Source organism: Nocardia asteroides (genome assembly GCF_021183625.1).
Lineage (GTDB): Bacteria > Actinomycetota > Actinomycetes > Mycobacteriales > Mycobacteriaceae > Nocardia > Nocardia asteroides_A.
Genome location: NZ_CP089214.1, coordinates 5571556 through 5584501, shown reverse-complemented (window position 1 = coordinate 5584501; position 12946 = coordinate 5571556). Strand labels below are relative to the sequence as shown.

Here is a 12946-nt window from a genome sequence, read left to right as displayed (position 1 = left end):
TGCGGAATATGGAGCCGCTGGGCCGCTGTGCTGCGCCGCAACCTGCCCCGCCGAGGCGGAGGAAGATTCCGGCGCGGTCGGCTCGGAGCCGGTCGGCGCAGGCCGGTGCCCGCGACCCTGCGCGGGGTCGAAGAACTCGGTCGGCGCGGCGAACCGGGGGGCATCTCGCGATCATGCCGAACATCGATCCATAACCATCGAACCGGCATGGGCGTTTCCCGGTGCGAATTCGGTGCTGGTGGGGCGGGCGGGGCTCGAACCCGCGACCAATGGATTATGAGTCCACGGCTCTAACCGACTGAGCTACCGCCCCCGACCTCGTGATCACGAGTGCCACCGGATGCTACCGGCTCACCTGATCCGGACACCAGTTGCGAGCTCGGCACTAGGGTGAACGGGACGTACCCGCGAGGTTCCGGAGGCCGTGATGGCGAGTGTGTTCGTGCGGCTGTTGCAGGCGCATCAGTGGGTGTACGAGCGCAGTGACGGGCGGTTGGGGCATCGGGTGCTGCTCGGGAATCCGACGTTGCTGCTGCGGACCGTGGGGCGGAAGACCGGGGAGCCGCGGGTGGCGGCGTTGACCTACGGCCGGGATGGGGACGACTTCCTGGTGACGGCGTCGAACGGCGGGGCGGACCGGGCTCCGGGGTGGCTGGCGAATGTGAAGGCGCGGCCGGAGTGCGCGATCCAGGTCGGGCGGGAGAAGATCGCGGTGACGGCGAAGCCGACGTATCCGGGGGATCCGGAGTACCTGCGTCGGTGGACGATCGTGGACGGGGTGAATCAGGGGCGGTACACCGACTATCAGAAGCTGACCGCGCGGCCGCTGGCCGTTGTGGTGCTGACGCCGACGAAGCGGGCGTGATCCGTCGCGTCCGATGCGCGAACGCACCGGACGCGGAACGGGGGGTTAGCGGGGACCGCTGTCGATGCGCGCCTCCCTGGGTTCGACATTATCCCAGCGACTGCGATCCAGCGGGGGACGGCTGGCGATTTGCACGACTCCGATGACCATGAACAGAACGACTGCTACGACCGCGACCACGATCAGAATTTCCACGGACGGCACAGTAGCCCCGCAATCGAGCTACCGCACCGCGTAACCGGTCTGTACTTCCAAGTTTCCCGAACTTGCGGTCACCCAAACCATTCGGGATGGATTGTTATTCGGCATCGGCCCTGCTTGTACGTAATCACAGCTCCCGACCGGGCCGAAATTGTGATTTCCGACAAATTTCGGACCAAGCCGAGGGATAGCCCCGGTGGAGGGAAGCGGGACGCATCATGGGTGTGCCCGGATCGATCGAATTAGTTATCGACCAGCAACGCCTGATGGCACCGGGTTCTGGCGGAAACGGTCAGGAACCCCCGCCGCAGCTGCTGCCGCTGCTGCACGAACTCCCGCTGCTGCACGAGGAGCCACTGCTGCACGAGCTGCCGCTGGAGCAGGAGGAACCGTGGGAATGGGGGTCGTGCGAGTGGTGGTGCGCGGAGGAGTCGCCACCGGAGAAGCCCGAGCCGCTGTCCGACCAGGACGTACCGGAGTCGGCGGCGCTCCACGGCGAGGAGCCGCTGCCGATCGACGAGGTGAAATTGCCGATCTGGTCGTGCGCGCTCGCGACCAGGCGCCACACCAGGAAGCCGATGACGAGGAAGACCAGCACCAGCAGCACCAGCGCGACGACGAGAACGGCGATCATGGCCGAATGGTAGCGCCGAAACCGGCTCCGAGCAGCGCGAATCGGTGCCGCTGGCTACAGTGGGGCGGTGGCGCTCCTCCGCTCCCGCGCGGCCGCGCGGCCCGCGATCGACCTGGGCCGCGTCGAAAGTGCCGTCGCCGCACTGGAACTCGTCGAGCCGGTCTTCAAGACCTGTCCGTGGCAGCCGCGCGACCTGGTGATCACCGGGCTGCGGCAGTGGCTGCGCTGCTGCGGGGCGGCGCTGCGCGACGGCCGGATGATCGGCATGCCCTCGCACGCGGTGGACGAGGCCTGGCACGGGCTCATCCTCTGCACCGAGCGGTACGCGGACTTCTGCGCGGCCGCGTACGGCCGCTTCCTGCACCACTACCCCGACGGCGCCGGGCCGCTGCGCGGCACGCCGGAGCCGGTGCGGCGGCAGCTCGGGCGGACGGTGGTGGCCTGGTCGCTGGTGGCGCAGCCGGGCGAGCGGTGCGTGCTCTGGGATCTGGACACGGTGGTCGGGGTGGAGCGGCCGTGGGGGGTGTGCGCGGACCAGGTGGCGGCGGTGGAGTCGGAGCTGGCGCGGCTCGCCGCGGGGTAAGCGCTCAGACGTCCAGGACGAGGCGGCCGCCATCGGCTCGGGAGACGCACGGGAGCAGGTCGCCTGCCGCGCGCTCGGCCGGGGTGAGCGCGCCGTCGCGGTGCTCGGGGTCGCCGGCCAGGACCCTGGTGACGCAGGTGCGGCAGAAGCCCTGCATGCACGAGTAGAGCCGGTCGGGACGCGCCGCGAGCAGGACGTCGAGCGCGGAGCGGTCGGCGGGGACGGTGAGTACCTCGCCGGTGCGGGCGAGTTCCAGTTCGAACGGGACGCCGTCGCGCACCGGGGCCGGGCCGAAGCGCTCGAAGTGCACCTCGACGCCGGGCAGGGTGCGGGTGGCGGCGAGCACGGTGTCGGTCAGGCCGGTGGGGCCGCAGCAGTAGACGGCGGTGCCGGGGGCGATCCCGGGGAGCAGGGCGGCGGCGTCCGGCGGGCCGTCGCGGTCGTCGGTGCGGATGTGGACGCGGCGGCCGTAGCTCGCGAGTTCGGCGCGGAACGGGAGGGATGCGCGGGAGCGGCCGGTGTAGGTCAGGGACCAGTCGGCGCCGAGCCGGTCGGCGAGGCCGAGCATGGGCAGGATCGGGGTGATGCCGATGCCGCCCGCCACGAAAAGCAGCCGGTGCGCGGGTGATCCGAAGCCGGGGACCGCGAACGGGAAGGCATTGCGCGGGCCGCGAGCAACCAGCGAGCTTCCGGTGCGGACGGAGCCGTGGAGCTCCAGGGAGCCGCCCGCGCCGCCGTCGACGCGGCGGACGGCGATGCGGTAGGCGTGGCGGTCGTCCGGGTCGCCGCAGAGCGAGTACTGGCGGAAGCGGCCGGAAGGGAGTTCCAGGTCCAGGTGCGCGCCGGGGTGCCAGCGGGGTACACGGCTGCCGTCGGGGGCGCGGAAGGTCAGGGCGACGACGTCGTCGGCGACCTGTTCGCGGCGCGCGACGATGAGCGGCAACCGGTCGGCGTGCACCGCGGTGACCGGGGCGCGGCGGTGGGTCAGCGCGGACCAGCGCAGGCGGGCGGAGGCGAGCGCGTGCACCACGCGGAGGGCGCGGTCCGGGCGGCCGGCGCCGAAGAGGTCGGCGGGCAGCGTGCCGGTCACGAGGCCGCCGCCCGCGCGGCCGGGGACTGCGCGAGATACGCCACCGCCTGCGCCGTCGACCCGACCCCGCCCGGGTCGTAACCCGGCACGAAAGTACTGGCGGCGCTGCGCAGCAGCGACGGCACACCCGGGAGCGCCCCGCGCCACATGGCAGCACCGACCCGCAGCCCGAGCAGCGGATACCCGTGATCCGGCAGCGCCGGATCCTGCCGCACCAGGAAGCGCGTCCCGCGCAGCAGGAGCAGCAGGAACACCGGGAAGGTCAGCGCCATCACCGCGGAGCGCCGCAGGTAACCCGCCCCGAAGTACACCGCGACGTCGTGCGCCACGTGCCGGTGCTCCACCTCCTCCGCGCCGTGCCAGCGGTATAGGTCGGCCATCCGCGGATCGGCCCCGAACCCCTCCAGATCCGCATTGAGCACCCAGTCGCCGAGGTAGGCGAAGAAGTGCTCCAGGCAGGCGATGAAGGTGAGCCGCTCGACCAGCAGCTGCGCCGAGCCGTCCGCCCGCGGCCCCAGCGTCCGCCGGAACAGGAACTCGGCCTGCCGCAGGTACGGCCCCGGGTCGATGCCCGCCGCGCCGAGCACCTCGTGCAGCACCTTCTCGTGCGTGTCGGCGTGCACCGCCTCCTGGCCGACGAAGCCGAGCATGGCGGCGCGCAGCCGCTCGTCGCGGACCAGCGGCAGCGCCTCGCCGTAGGCGGCGCAGAACATCCGCTCACCCTCGGGGAGCAGCAGGTTCAGCGCGTTGATCAGGTGCGAGGCGATGGGCTCGCGCGGCATCCAGTGCAGGGGCGTGGCTGCCCAGTCGAAGCGCACCGCGCGCGCCCGCAGCGCGACCGTCCCCGGGTCGGGGTCGGCGCGGCGGGTGAGCCGTCGAAGCAGCGTCATCGGTACTCCTTCATCCGCGATTACCGTAACCGTGCGTACGGAATATCTGCAACACCTGGTAACAGCAATGAGCGGCGTAAGTTCGGGGCCGACGTTCGACCGAAGTGAGGAGATCCGGTGAGCCGACTCAGCGGCAAAGTGGCACTGATCAGCGGCGCGGCCCGTGGCATGGGCGCCGCGCACGCCAGGGCGGTGGTGGCGCACGGCGGGCAGGTGGTGCTCGGCGACATCCTGGACGAGCCGGGCGCGGCGCTGGCCGACGAGCTCGGCGACGCGGCGGTGTACGTCCCGCTGGACGTGCGCGATCCGGAGGCGTGGGGCGCCGCGGTGCGCACCGCCGAGGAGCGGTTCGGCGGGCTGCACGTGCTGGTCAACAATGCCGGGATCGTGAACGGGAACCTGCTGCCCGACTTCGAGCTGAGCGAGTGGCAGAAGATCATCGACATCAACCTGACCGGCACCTTCCTCGGGATGCGGGCCTCGGTGCCGCTGCTGCGGAAGTCCGGCGGCGGGTCGATCGTGAACATCTCGTCGGTGGAGGGGCTGCGCGGCAGCGCGGGGCTGCACGGGTACGTGGCGACCAAGTTCGCGGTGCGCGGGCTCACCAAGTCGGCGGCGCTGGAGCTGGCGCCGCAGGGAATTCGGGTGAACTCGGTGCACCCGGGGCTGATCCGGACGCCGATGACCGAGGGGATCCCGGAGGATTTCCTGCAGATCCCGCTCGGCCGCGGCGCGGATCCGGAGGAGGTGTCGGCGCTGGTGGTCTTCCTGGCCTCGGACGAGTCGTCGTACTCGACCGGCGCGGAGTTCGTGGTGGACGGCGGGCTCACCGTCGGGGTGCCGCACAAGTCCTGAGTCAGCCGAGCAGCAGCCCGGCGCCGAGCGCGACCATGATCAGCGCGATGGCGGCGTCCAGGCCCCGCCAGGCGCCGGGGCGGGCGAAGAGCGGGCCGAGCAGGCGGGCGCCGTAGCCGAGCGCGACGAACCACAGGACGCTCGCGGTCATGGCGCCCGCCGCGAGGTACCACCTGTCGGCGCCGGCGTGCGCCGAGGCGAAGGAGCCGAGCAGGACGACGGTGTCCAGGTAGACGTGCGGGTTGAGCCAGGTCAGGGCCAGGGTGGTGGCGATGGTCGCGCCGAGCGCCGGAACGGTCCGGCTCGGGCCGGAGGCCACCGAACCCAGCGGCCCGGGGCCGCCGCCGCTCGCGGCTCCCGCCGGAGCGTCACCCCCGGTGGCTGCGGCGGCGGCGCGCACCAGGACCGCGCCGGAGGCCACGTAGTCGCCCGGCTCGGGATCGGCGGGCAAGAGCGCCGCCGGACTCCACGCCCGCCGCAGCGCCAGCGCCGCGTACCCGAACAGGAACGCCGCCCCGGCCCAGCGCGCCACCACCAGCACCTCGGGCGCCGAGCGCAGCACCGCCCCGAACCCCCCGACCCCCGCCGCGATGAGCAGCACGTCCGAGACCGCGCACACCCCGACCACCGCCGCCACGTGCGTGCGGGTGATCCCCTGCCGCAGCACATACGCGTTCTGCGCGCCGATCGCCACGATGAGCGAGAGGCCGAAGCCGAAACCGGAGAGGGCGGAGGAGAAGGTCGAGGTCACCCAGCCAAACTAGGAACGCCCCGGCCAGCAGTCCAACTGAATATTTTCACGCACCATTAGAATCGCTGAACATGGACCTGCAGCTCGACCAGCTGCGCGCACTCAGCGCGGCGGTCACCGAGGGCACCTTCGAGGCCGCCGCCCGCCGCCTGCACCTCACCCCGTCGGCGCTGAGCCAGCGCATCAAGGCGCTGGAGGACGCGGCGGGGCGCATCCTGGTCCAGCGCGTGAAGCCGGTGCGCCCCACCGAATCCGGGACCGCCGTGCTCCGCCTGGCCAGGCAGCTGGAGCTGCTCGTCGGGGAGACCGCCCGCGAGCTCGGCGCGGAGGACGGGAGCACCCCGGTGCGGCTGCCGTTCGCGGTGAACGCCGACTCGCTCGACACCTGGGTGATGCCCGCGCTCGCCCGCACCCCGCCGGGGCTGAGCTTCGAGATCCACCGGGAGGACGAGGAGCACACCACCGCCCTGCTGCGCGACGGCACCGTGGTCGCCGCCGTCACCGCGACCCGCCGCGCGGTGCAGGGCTGCTCGGTGCGGCCGCTCGGGATCATGCGGTACCGGCCGATGGCCGCGCCGGAGTTCGCGACGACCTGGTTCCCGGACGGCGCCGACGCCGAATCACTCGCCCGCGCCCCGGTGGTGAACTTCGACCGCAAGGACAACCTGCAGGAGGAGTACCTGCGCAGGCGGACCAGGCGCCCGGTGACGGCGCCGCGGCACTTCGTCCCGACCCCGCACGCCTACGTCGCCGCGATCCGGCTCGGCCTCGGCTGGGGCATGGTCGCCGAACCGCAGCTCACGGCGGCGCCGGAGCTGGTGCGGATCGACGGCGACGCCACGGTGGACGTGCCGCTGTACTGGCAGCAGTGGAAGGTGGAGTCACCCGCGCTGGAGGCGCTGGCCGCCGCCATCGCCATCGCGGCGGCCGGCACCCTCCGTCCGGCCGGTCCCTGACGCGGAGCCGGCCCCCCGCAGGTCAGCGCATGAGTTTGCGCGCGATCTTGCTCCCGAAGCCGAGCCGGATGGTGCGGTCGAGCGTCTGCACCATCTCGTCGGCGTACGGGTACCAGATGCTCTCCTTCTTCGGCCCCCAGCGGTCGATCAGCACCGGCTGCGCGTGCGTGAACCCGCGCAGCGCGTCGATGCCGTTGACCTGCCCGAGCCCGCTGTTCTTGCGCCCGCCGAACGGCGCCTCCGGCACCCCGTAGATGACCGAGGCGTCGTTGTGCACCACCGACCCGGTGTGCAGCTCGCGCGCCAGCCGGACCGCCTTGGCGCGGTCCCTGGTGAAGACGCTGCCGCTCAGCCCGTACGCGCAGTCGTTGGCGAGCCGGACGGCCTCGTCCTCGTCGGCGACCCGCATGATCGAGACGATCGGGCCGAAGGTCTCCTCGCGCATGAGCTCCATGTCGTGCGTGACGTCGACGACCAGCGTCGGCTGGAAGTAGACGCCGTCCGCGGTGTCCTGCTCCCCGCCGAGCAGCACGGTGGCGCCCTTGTCCCTGGCGTCCTGCACGTGTTTGCTGACGATATCGAGCTGGCGATCCCAGAAGAGCGGGCCGACGTCCTTGCCCGCGCCGTAGGTGACCGCCGCCGCCTTCTCCCGCACCTTGGCGACGAACTCGTCGGCCACGCTCTCCACCACGTAGATCCGCTCGACGCCGACGCAGACCTGCCCGCTGTTGAACATCGACAGGTACACCGCGCCCGCCGAGGCCCGCTCCAGATCCGCGTCGGCGCAGACGATCATCGCGTCCTTGCCGCCGAGCTCGAGCGTGCACGGGATGAGCCGCTCGGCGCAGGCCGCCGCGATCCGCTTGCCGGTCGGCACGCTTCCGGTGAACGAGATCTTGTCGATGTCGCCGTTGACCAGGGCCGCGCCGGTCTCCCCGTCGCCGTGCAGCACCTGGAGCACGTCCTCGGGGACCCCGGCCTCGTGCAGCACCTTCACCGCCCACTCCCCGGAGTGCGGGGTGACCTCGGACGGCTTGAGCAGCACCGCGTTCCCGGCGAGCAGCGCCTGCGCCACCGGGTTGATCGAGAGCACGAACGGCCCGTTCCACGGTGTGATCACGCCGACGACGCCGAGCGGCCGGTAGCTCACCACCAGCTTCTTCAGCGGCGCGAGATAACCGTGCAGCCGCCGCTTCTCGTCGGCGAGGTCCTTGACCGCCCGGCCGCTCCAGTAGTTCAGGAAGTCGCAGGAGGGCAGGATCTCCACCGCGAGCGCCTCGACCAGTGGCTTGCCGGTCTCCGCGCGCACGGTGGCGGCGATCTCCTCGCGGCGATCCACCAGCACCTGCACGGCCCGGCGGATGATCGCGGCGCGCTCCTTGACCGGCCGCGCGGCCCAGCCCGGCTGGGCGGCGCGGGCCGTCGCGATCGCGGCCGCGACCTCATCCGGGGTGCGCACCACGATCTCGCCGACGTCCGCCCCGTCCGCGGGCGAGCGCAGGCCGAGCCTGCGGTGCCCGTCGGCGGTCGGCGGCAGCGTTTCGACGATGGCCATGCGATCTCCTCACACCAAGTGGTGTAACAGGTTCTAATTATGCTCGAGCTTACGACACCGGCGCACAGCTGTACACCTGTCCGAGCAGACCGGTCCGCGTCGGTTCAATCAGTTGATTGACATCGCCGCGGTCCCGGTCCACGATCGGTGGGCGATCCCCACCCGAGGAGGCTCCGTGCCGAGCGAACCCGCTGATTCCAGCCTCACCGCGCCCTACAGCGTCGAGTTCCCGTTCACCCGCACGGTGGGGCCCACGCTCGGCGTGTTCTTCGGCGGGCTCCGCGAGGCGCGGCTCTTCGGCGCCCGCACCGACCGCGGCACCGTGCTCTGCCCGCCGCTGGAGATCGACCCGGACACCGCGCGCCCCACCGGCGAACTCGTTCCACTCCCCGACGTCGGCACGGTGCTCGGCTGGACCGGGGTGCCGAGCCGCGAGCACGACGAACTCGGCCCCGGCCACTTCGCCTGGGCGCTGATCCGGATCGACGGCACCGAGGGGGCGCTCTTCCACGCCGTCGACGTCGGCGGGGAGCTGGATTCGATCGGTGTCGGGCTGCGGGTCAGGGTGCGCTGGCGCGCGGAGCGGGAGGGCAGCATCCGCGACATCGTCTGCTTCGAGCCCCTGGAGGAATCGTGACCCTGCCCGCCCCGGTGACCACGTTCACCAGCCCGTTCAAGATGGACTACACCTACGTGGCCGGCGGCGGGCGCTCGCTCTTCCTGCGCGGCCTCGCCCGGCGCGAGCTGCTGGCCAGGCGCTGCCCCGGCTGCGCGCAGGTGTACCTGCCGCCGCCGGAGTTCTGTTCGCGCTGCCTCACCGAGCTCGGCGCGCCCTTCCCGCTGGCGGGCACCGGAACCGTGCGCACCTTCTGCGTCGTCAACTTCCCCTTCCCCGGGCAGCGGTTCGACCCGCCGTACGCGGTCGCGCAGATCCAGGTGCACGGCGCCGACACCAGGCTCATGCACCTGGTGCGCGAGATCGACTCGGCCGCACTGCAGATCGGCATGGAGGTGGAGCCGGTGTGGGCCGAGGAGGCCGAGCTGACGCACTCCCTGGACAGCATCCGGTACTTCCGGCCGACGGCGGGCGGCTCCGATGCGTGATGTCGCGGTGGTGGCGTACGAGCGGTCACCGGGGAAGGCCGCCGACCGCGAGGTCGACATGGCCGAGATCCTGCTCCCGGTCATGCGCCGCGCGCTGACCGCGGCCGGGATCACCCGCGACCGAGTCGACTTCTGGGCCTCCGGCAGCCACGACTTCTTCGAGGGCCGCACCTTCGCCTACATCGACTCGCTGGACGCGGTCGGCGCCTGGCCGCCGATCTCCGAGTCGCACGTCGAGATGGACGCGGCCTGGGCGCTGCACGAGGCGTGGACCTGGCTGCAGCTCGGCGAGGGTGCGATCGCGGTGGTGTACGGGATCGGCCGCGCCGCGCTCCCCAGCGACCTGGACCAGGTCATGGCCGCCCAGCTCGACCCCTACTTCCTCGCCCCGCTGCGCCCGCACCGCGACGCCGCCGCCGGGTTGCAGGCCGCCGCGCTGCTCGCCGCGGGCGCGCTGGACGAGAAGCAGCTGGCCGAGGTGGTCGCGCGCAGCCTCGCCGCCGCCGTGGACGAGCCGGGCGCGCAGGTCAGCGGGGTGGTGACGGTCGAGGAGCTGCTGGCGGCGCCGTACATCGCCAGCCCGCTGCGCGCGCACGACTGCGGCCCCGCGGGCGACGCCGCCGCCGTGCTGGTGCTCGCCGCGGGCGACACCGCGCGGGCGCTGACCGAACGCCCGGCGTGGCTGCGCGGCATCGACCACCGGATGGACACGCACTACCTCGGCGCGCGGGATCTGACCGAGTGCGACACCGTGACCCGCGCGGCGGCGAAGGCGGCCGAGTTCGCCGGGTTCGCCGCCGCCGACGTCGACATCGCCGAGCTGCACACCGAGTACAGCTATCAGGAGCCGTTCCTCGCCGCCGCGCTCGGCCTCGGCGCCACCCCGATCAACCCGGGCGGCGGCCCGCTCACCGGCCGCCCGGCCACCGCGACCGGGCTCATCAGGATCGGCGAGGCGGCGGCGCACATCCTGCGCGGCCGGGCCGGGCGGACGCTGGCGCACGCCACCAACGGCCCGGCGCTGCAACAGAACATGATCTGCCTGCTGGAGGGTGACCGATGAGAACCGCTGTGGTCGGGATCGGGCAGAGCAGGCAGGCCAAGCGGCGCGAGGTCACCATCGGCGCGCTGGTGCGCGAGTCGGTGGACGCCGCGCTCGCCGACGCCAGGCTGGAGTTCGCCGACATCGACGCGGTGGTGCTCTCCAAGACCCCCGACCTGTTCGACGGCGTGATGAACCCCGAGCTCTACCTGGCCGACGCCATGGGCGCCCGCGGCCTGCCGGTGACCAGGGTGTTCACCGGCGGCAGCGTCGGCGGGCACGCCGCCATCTACGGCGCGCACCTGGTGCAGGCCGGGCTGGCGAAGCGGGTGCTGGTGGTCGCCTACTCCAAGGAATCCGAGGGCGACTTCACCTGGGCGCTCTCCCGCGGCCTCCCGTTCAGCGCGCACCTCGGCGCGGGCGCCGGCGCGCACTTCGCCCCGATCATCCGCGAGTACATCCGCCGCTCCGGCGCGCCCGAGCACATCGGCTGGCAGGTCGCGGTGAACCACCGGCTCAACGCCACCCGCAACCCGTACGCGCACATCCAGCGCCCGGACATCACCGTCGAGGAGGTGCGCGGATCGCGCATGCTCTGGGACCCCATCCGCTACCTGGAGTCCTGCCCCTCCTCGGACGGCTCCTGCGCCATCGTGGTCACCGGCGCGGACGACACCGGCGGCGGCACGCACCCGCCCGCCTGGATCCACGGCATGTCCTGGCGCACCGAGACCGGCCACTTCGCCGGCCGCGACGAGGTGAACCCGGAGGCGGGCCGCCAGTGCGCCGCCGACGCCTACCGCCAGGCCGGGATCACCGACCCCGCCACCGAGATCGACACCGCCGAGCTGTACATCCCGTACAGCTGGTACGAGCCCATGTGGCTGGAGAACATCGGGCTGGCCGAGGAGGGCCGCGCCTGGGAACTCGTCGACGACGGCAGCACCGCCTTCGGCGGCAGGCTGCCGGTGAACCCCTCCGGCGGCGTGCTCTCCGGCAACCCCACCGGCGCCACCGGGCTGCTCCGCTTCGCCGAGGCCGCGCTGCAGGTGCGCGGCACCGCGGGCGAGCACCAGGTGGACGGCGCGCGCCTGGCCGTCGGGCACGCAATGGGCGGCGCCTCCCAGTTCCACGCCCTGTGGGTCGTCGGCAGCGACCGGCCCTGATCCGAGGAGAACGCATGACCAACCGGGCCTACGTCGTCGGCGTCGGAATGACCAGGTTCGAGAAGATCCAGAGCCGCGACTGGACCTACCCGCAGATGGTGGCCGAGGCGGTGAACGGCGCGCTCGGCGACGCGGGCATCGGCTACGACCGGGTGCGGCGCGCGGCCGTCGGCTACGTCTTCCAGCCCTCCACCGCGGGCCAGCGCGCGCTGTACGAGGTCGGGCTGACCGGAATTCCCGCGGTGAACGTCAACAACAACTGCGCCACCGGCACCTCCGCGCTGCTGCTCGCCCAGGAGTGGGTGCGGTTCGGCGCCGCCGACGTGACCCTCGCCGTCGGCTTCGAGCAGATGACCAGGGAGGCCATGGCCGGGTCGGGGGCGCGGCCCGCGGTGACCACCATCGACCGGCACCTGGCGGCACTGAAGGCCGCGGCCGGGTTCGGCACCGCGCCGCTCACCACCCAGTTCTTCGGCGCCGCCGCGGCCGAGCACATGCGCACGCACGGCACCACGCGGGAGCAGCTGGCCGCGGTCGCGGTGAAGAACCACGAGCACTCGACGCGCAACCCGTACGCCCAGTTCCAAAACGCCTACACAATCGAGCAGGTGCTCGCCGACAAGCCGGTGCACGACCCGCTCACCCGCTCGCAGTGCTCCCCCATGTCCGACGGCGCCGCCGCCGCGGTGATCGCGAGCGAGCGGTTCGTCGATGAGCACGGGCTCGGCGGGCAGGCGGTGGAGATCGCGGCGCAGGCGCTCGTCACCGACGACGCCGAATCCTTCGCGAGCGGGTCGATGATCGACGTGGTCGGCACGCCCATGACGCGGCGGGCCGGGCGGCAGGTCTTCGAGGCGGCCGGGGTCGGCATCGAGGAGGTGGACGTGCTCGAGGTGCACGACTGCTTCTCGATCAACGAGCTGCTCACCTACGAGGCGCTCGGGTTGTGCGCGCCGGGCGAGTCCGGGGCGCTGGTGGAGTCCGGGGCGACCACGTACGGCGGGCGGTGGGTGGTGAACCCGTCCGGGGGGCTGATCTCCAAGGGGCATCCGCTCGGCGCGACCGGGCTGGCGCAGTGCGCCGAGTTGTCCTGGCAGTTGCGCGGGTTGGCGCAGGGACGGCAGGTTGCGGGCGCCCGGATCGGGCTGGCGCACAACCTCGGTCTCGGCGGAGCCTGCGCGGTGACGCTGTACCGCGGCCCGCAGGGGTAGGTGGCCGACGCGGCGACGACCCCGAGCCGGGCCGCGCGGGTGG

General features: G+C 72.5%; 15 protein-coding genes and 1 tRNA gene. 10 read left to right on the top strand and 6 right to left on the bottom strand.

The window, feature by feature from the left end:
- Window positions 1-236 precede the first annotated feature (236 nt).
- Window positions 237-313: transfer RNA gene (locus LTT61_RS25815), tRNA-Ile, on the bottom strand.
- 114 nt (window positions 314-427) lie between these two features.
- Here LTT61_RS25815 and LTT61_RS25810 point away from each other — a divergent pair.
- Window positions 428-865: a nitroreductase/quinone reductase family protein gene (locus LTT61_RS25810; protein WP_233016618.1), complete on the top strand. Its 438-nt coding sequence runs from the start codon at window positions 428-430 to the stop codon at window positions 863-865.
- A 45-nt stretch (window positions 866-910) separates the two neighbouring features.
- Here the strand turns inward: LTT61_RS25810 and LTT61_RS25805 are convergent, their stop codons facing one another.
- Window positions 911-1060, bottom strand: coding sequence for a hypothetical protein (locus LTT61_RS25805; RefSeq protein ID WP_233016617.1), 150 nt, complete (start codon window positions 1058-1060; stop codon window positions 911-913).
- A 224-nt stretch (window positions 1061-1284) separates the two neighbouring features.
- On the opposite strand from LTT61_RS25805, the gene LTT61_RS25800 reads away from it, so the two are divergent.
- Window positions 1285-1713 carry a hypothetical protein gene (locus tag LTT61_RS25800; RefSeq protein ID WP_233016616.1) on the top strand — a complete coding sequence of 143 codons (429 nt, stop codon included), beginning with the start codon at window positions 1285-1287 and terminating at the stop codon, window positions 1711-1713.
- A 54-nt stretch (window positions 1714-1767) separates the two neighbouring features.
- Window positions 1768-2283 (top strand): hypothetical protein, encoded by a 516-nt coding sequence (locus LTT61_RS25795; protein ID WP_233016615.1) that lies wholly within the window; start codon window positions 1768-1770, stop codon window positions 2281-2283.
- A gap of 4 nt (window positions 2284-2287) precedes the next feature.
- On the opposite strand, the gene LTT61_RS25790 is transcribed toward LTT61_RS25795, so the two are convergent.
- Together LTT61_RS25790 and LTT61_RS25785 are read right to left on the bottom strand one after the other, a co-directional pair.
- Window positions 2288-3373 carry a PDR/VanB family oxidoreductase gene (locus LTT61_RS25790; RefSeq protein WP_233016614.1) on the bottom strand — a complete coding sequence of 362 codons (1086 nt, stop codon included), beginning with the start codon at window positions 3371-3373 and terminating at the stop codon, window positions 2288-2290.
- Window positions 3370-4263 carry a metal-dependent hydrolase gene (locus tag LTT61_RS25785; RefSeq protein WP_233016613.1) on the bottom strand — a complete coding sequence of 298 codons (894 nt, stop codon included), beginning with the start codon at window positions 4261-4263 and terminating at the stop codon, window positions 3370-3372. The genes LTT61_RS25790 and LTT61_RS25785 overlap by 4 nt, the downstream gene beginning before the upstream one ends.
- Before the next feature lie 117 nt (window positions 4264-4380).
- On the opposite strand from LTT61_RS25785, the gene LTT61_RS25780 reads away from it, so the two are divergent.
- The gene (locus LTT61_RS25780; RefSeq protein WP_269821800.1) at window positions 4381-5118 is read left to right on the top strand and encodes a glucose 1-dehydrogenase; all 738 of its coding nucleotides are present in this window, start codon (window positions 4381-4383) and stop codon (window positions 5116-5118) included.
- A gap of 1 nt (window position 5119) precedes the next feature.
- Here LTT61_RS25780 and LTT61_RS25775 read toward each other — a convergent pair whose 3' ends face one another.
- Window positions 5120-5869: a LysE/ArgO family amino acid transporter gene (locus tag LTT61_RS25775; RefSeq protein WP_233016612.1), complete on the bottom strand. Its 750-nt coding sequence runs from the start codon at window positions 5867-5869 to the stop codon at window positions 5120-5122.
- A gap of 71 nt (window positions 5870-5940) precedes the next feature.
- On the opposite strand from LTT61_RS25775, the gene LTT61_RS25770 reads away from it, so the two are divergent.
- The gene (locus LTT61_RS25770; RefSeq protein WP_233016611.1) at window positions 5941-6825 is read left to right on the top strand and encodes a LysR family transcriptional regulator ArgP; all 885 of its coding nucleotides are present in this window, start codon (window positions 5941-5943) and stop codon (window positions 6823-6825) included.
- Window positions 6826-6847: 22 nt separating this feature from the next.
- On the opposite strand, the gene LTT61_RS25765 is transcribed toward LTT61_RS25770, so the two are convergent.
- A complete protein-coding gene (locus LTT61_RS25765) occupies window positions 6848-8380 on the bottom strand; it encodes an aldehyde dehydrogenase family protein (protein WP_233016610.1) in 1533 nt (510 codons plus the stop codon).
- 175 nt (window positions 8381-8555) lie between these two features.
- On the opposite strand from LTT61_RS25765, the gene LTT61_RS25760 reads away from it, so the two are divergent.
- From LTT61_RS25760 to LTT61_RS25740, 5 genes are read left to right on the top strand one after another with little or no spacing between them, the layout of a single operon-like run.
- Window positions 8556-9017 carry a Zn-ribbon domain-containing OB-fold protein gene (locus LTT61_RS25760; protein WP_233016609.1) on the top strand — a complete coding sequence of 154 codons (462 nt, stop codon included), beginning with the start codon at window positions 8556-8558 and terminating at the stop codon, window positions 9015-9017.
- The gene (locus LTT61_RS25755) at window positions 9011-9484 is read left to right on the top strand and encodes a Zn-ribbon domain-containing OB-fold protein (protein ID WP_233021194.1); all 474 of its coding nucleotides are present in this window, start codon (window positions 9011-9013) and stop codon (window positions 9482-9484) included. The genes LTT61_RS25760 and LTT61_RS25755 overlap by 7 nt, the downstream gene beginning before the upstream one ends.
- Complete coding sequence (locus LTT61_RS25750; RefSeq protein WP_233016608.1) at window positions 9477-10547, top strand: lipid-transfer protein; 1071 nt, start codon at window positions 9477-9479, stop codon at window positions 10545-10547. The genes LTT61_RS25755 and LTT61_RS25750 overlap by 8 nt, the downstream gene beginning before the upstream one ends.
- Window positions 10544-11692: a thiolase domain-containing protein gene (locus LTT61_RS25745; RefSeq protein WP_233016607.1), complete on the top strand. Its 1149-nt coding sequence runs from the start codon at window positions 10544-10546 to the stop codon at window positions 11690-11692. Before LTT61_RS25750 ends, LTT61_RS25745 begins: the two co-directional genes overlap by 4 nt.
- A gap of 14 nt (window positions 11693-11706) precedes the next feature.
- A complete protein-coding gene (locus LTT61_RS25740) occupies window positions 11707-12903 on the top strand; it encodes a thiolase C-terminal domain-containing protein (protein ID WP_233016606.1) in 1197 nt (398 codons plus the stop codon).
- Window positions 12904-12946 lie beyond the last annotated feature (43 nt).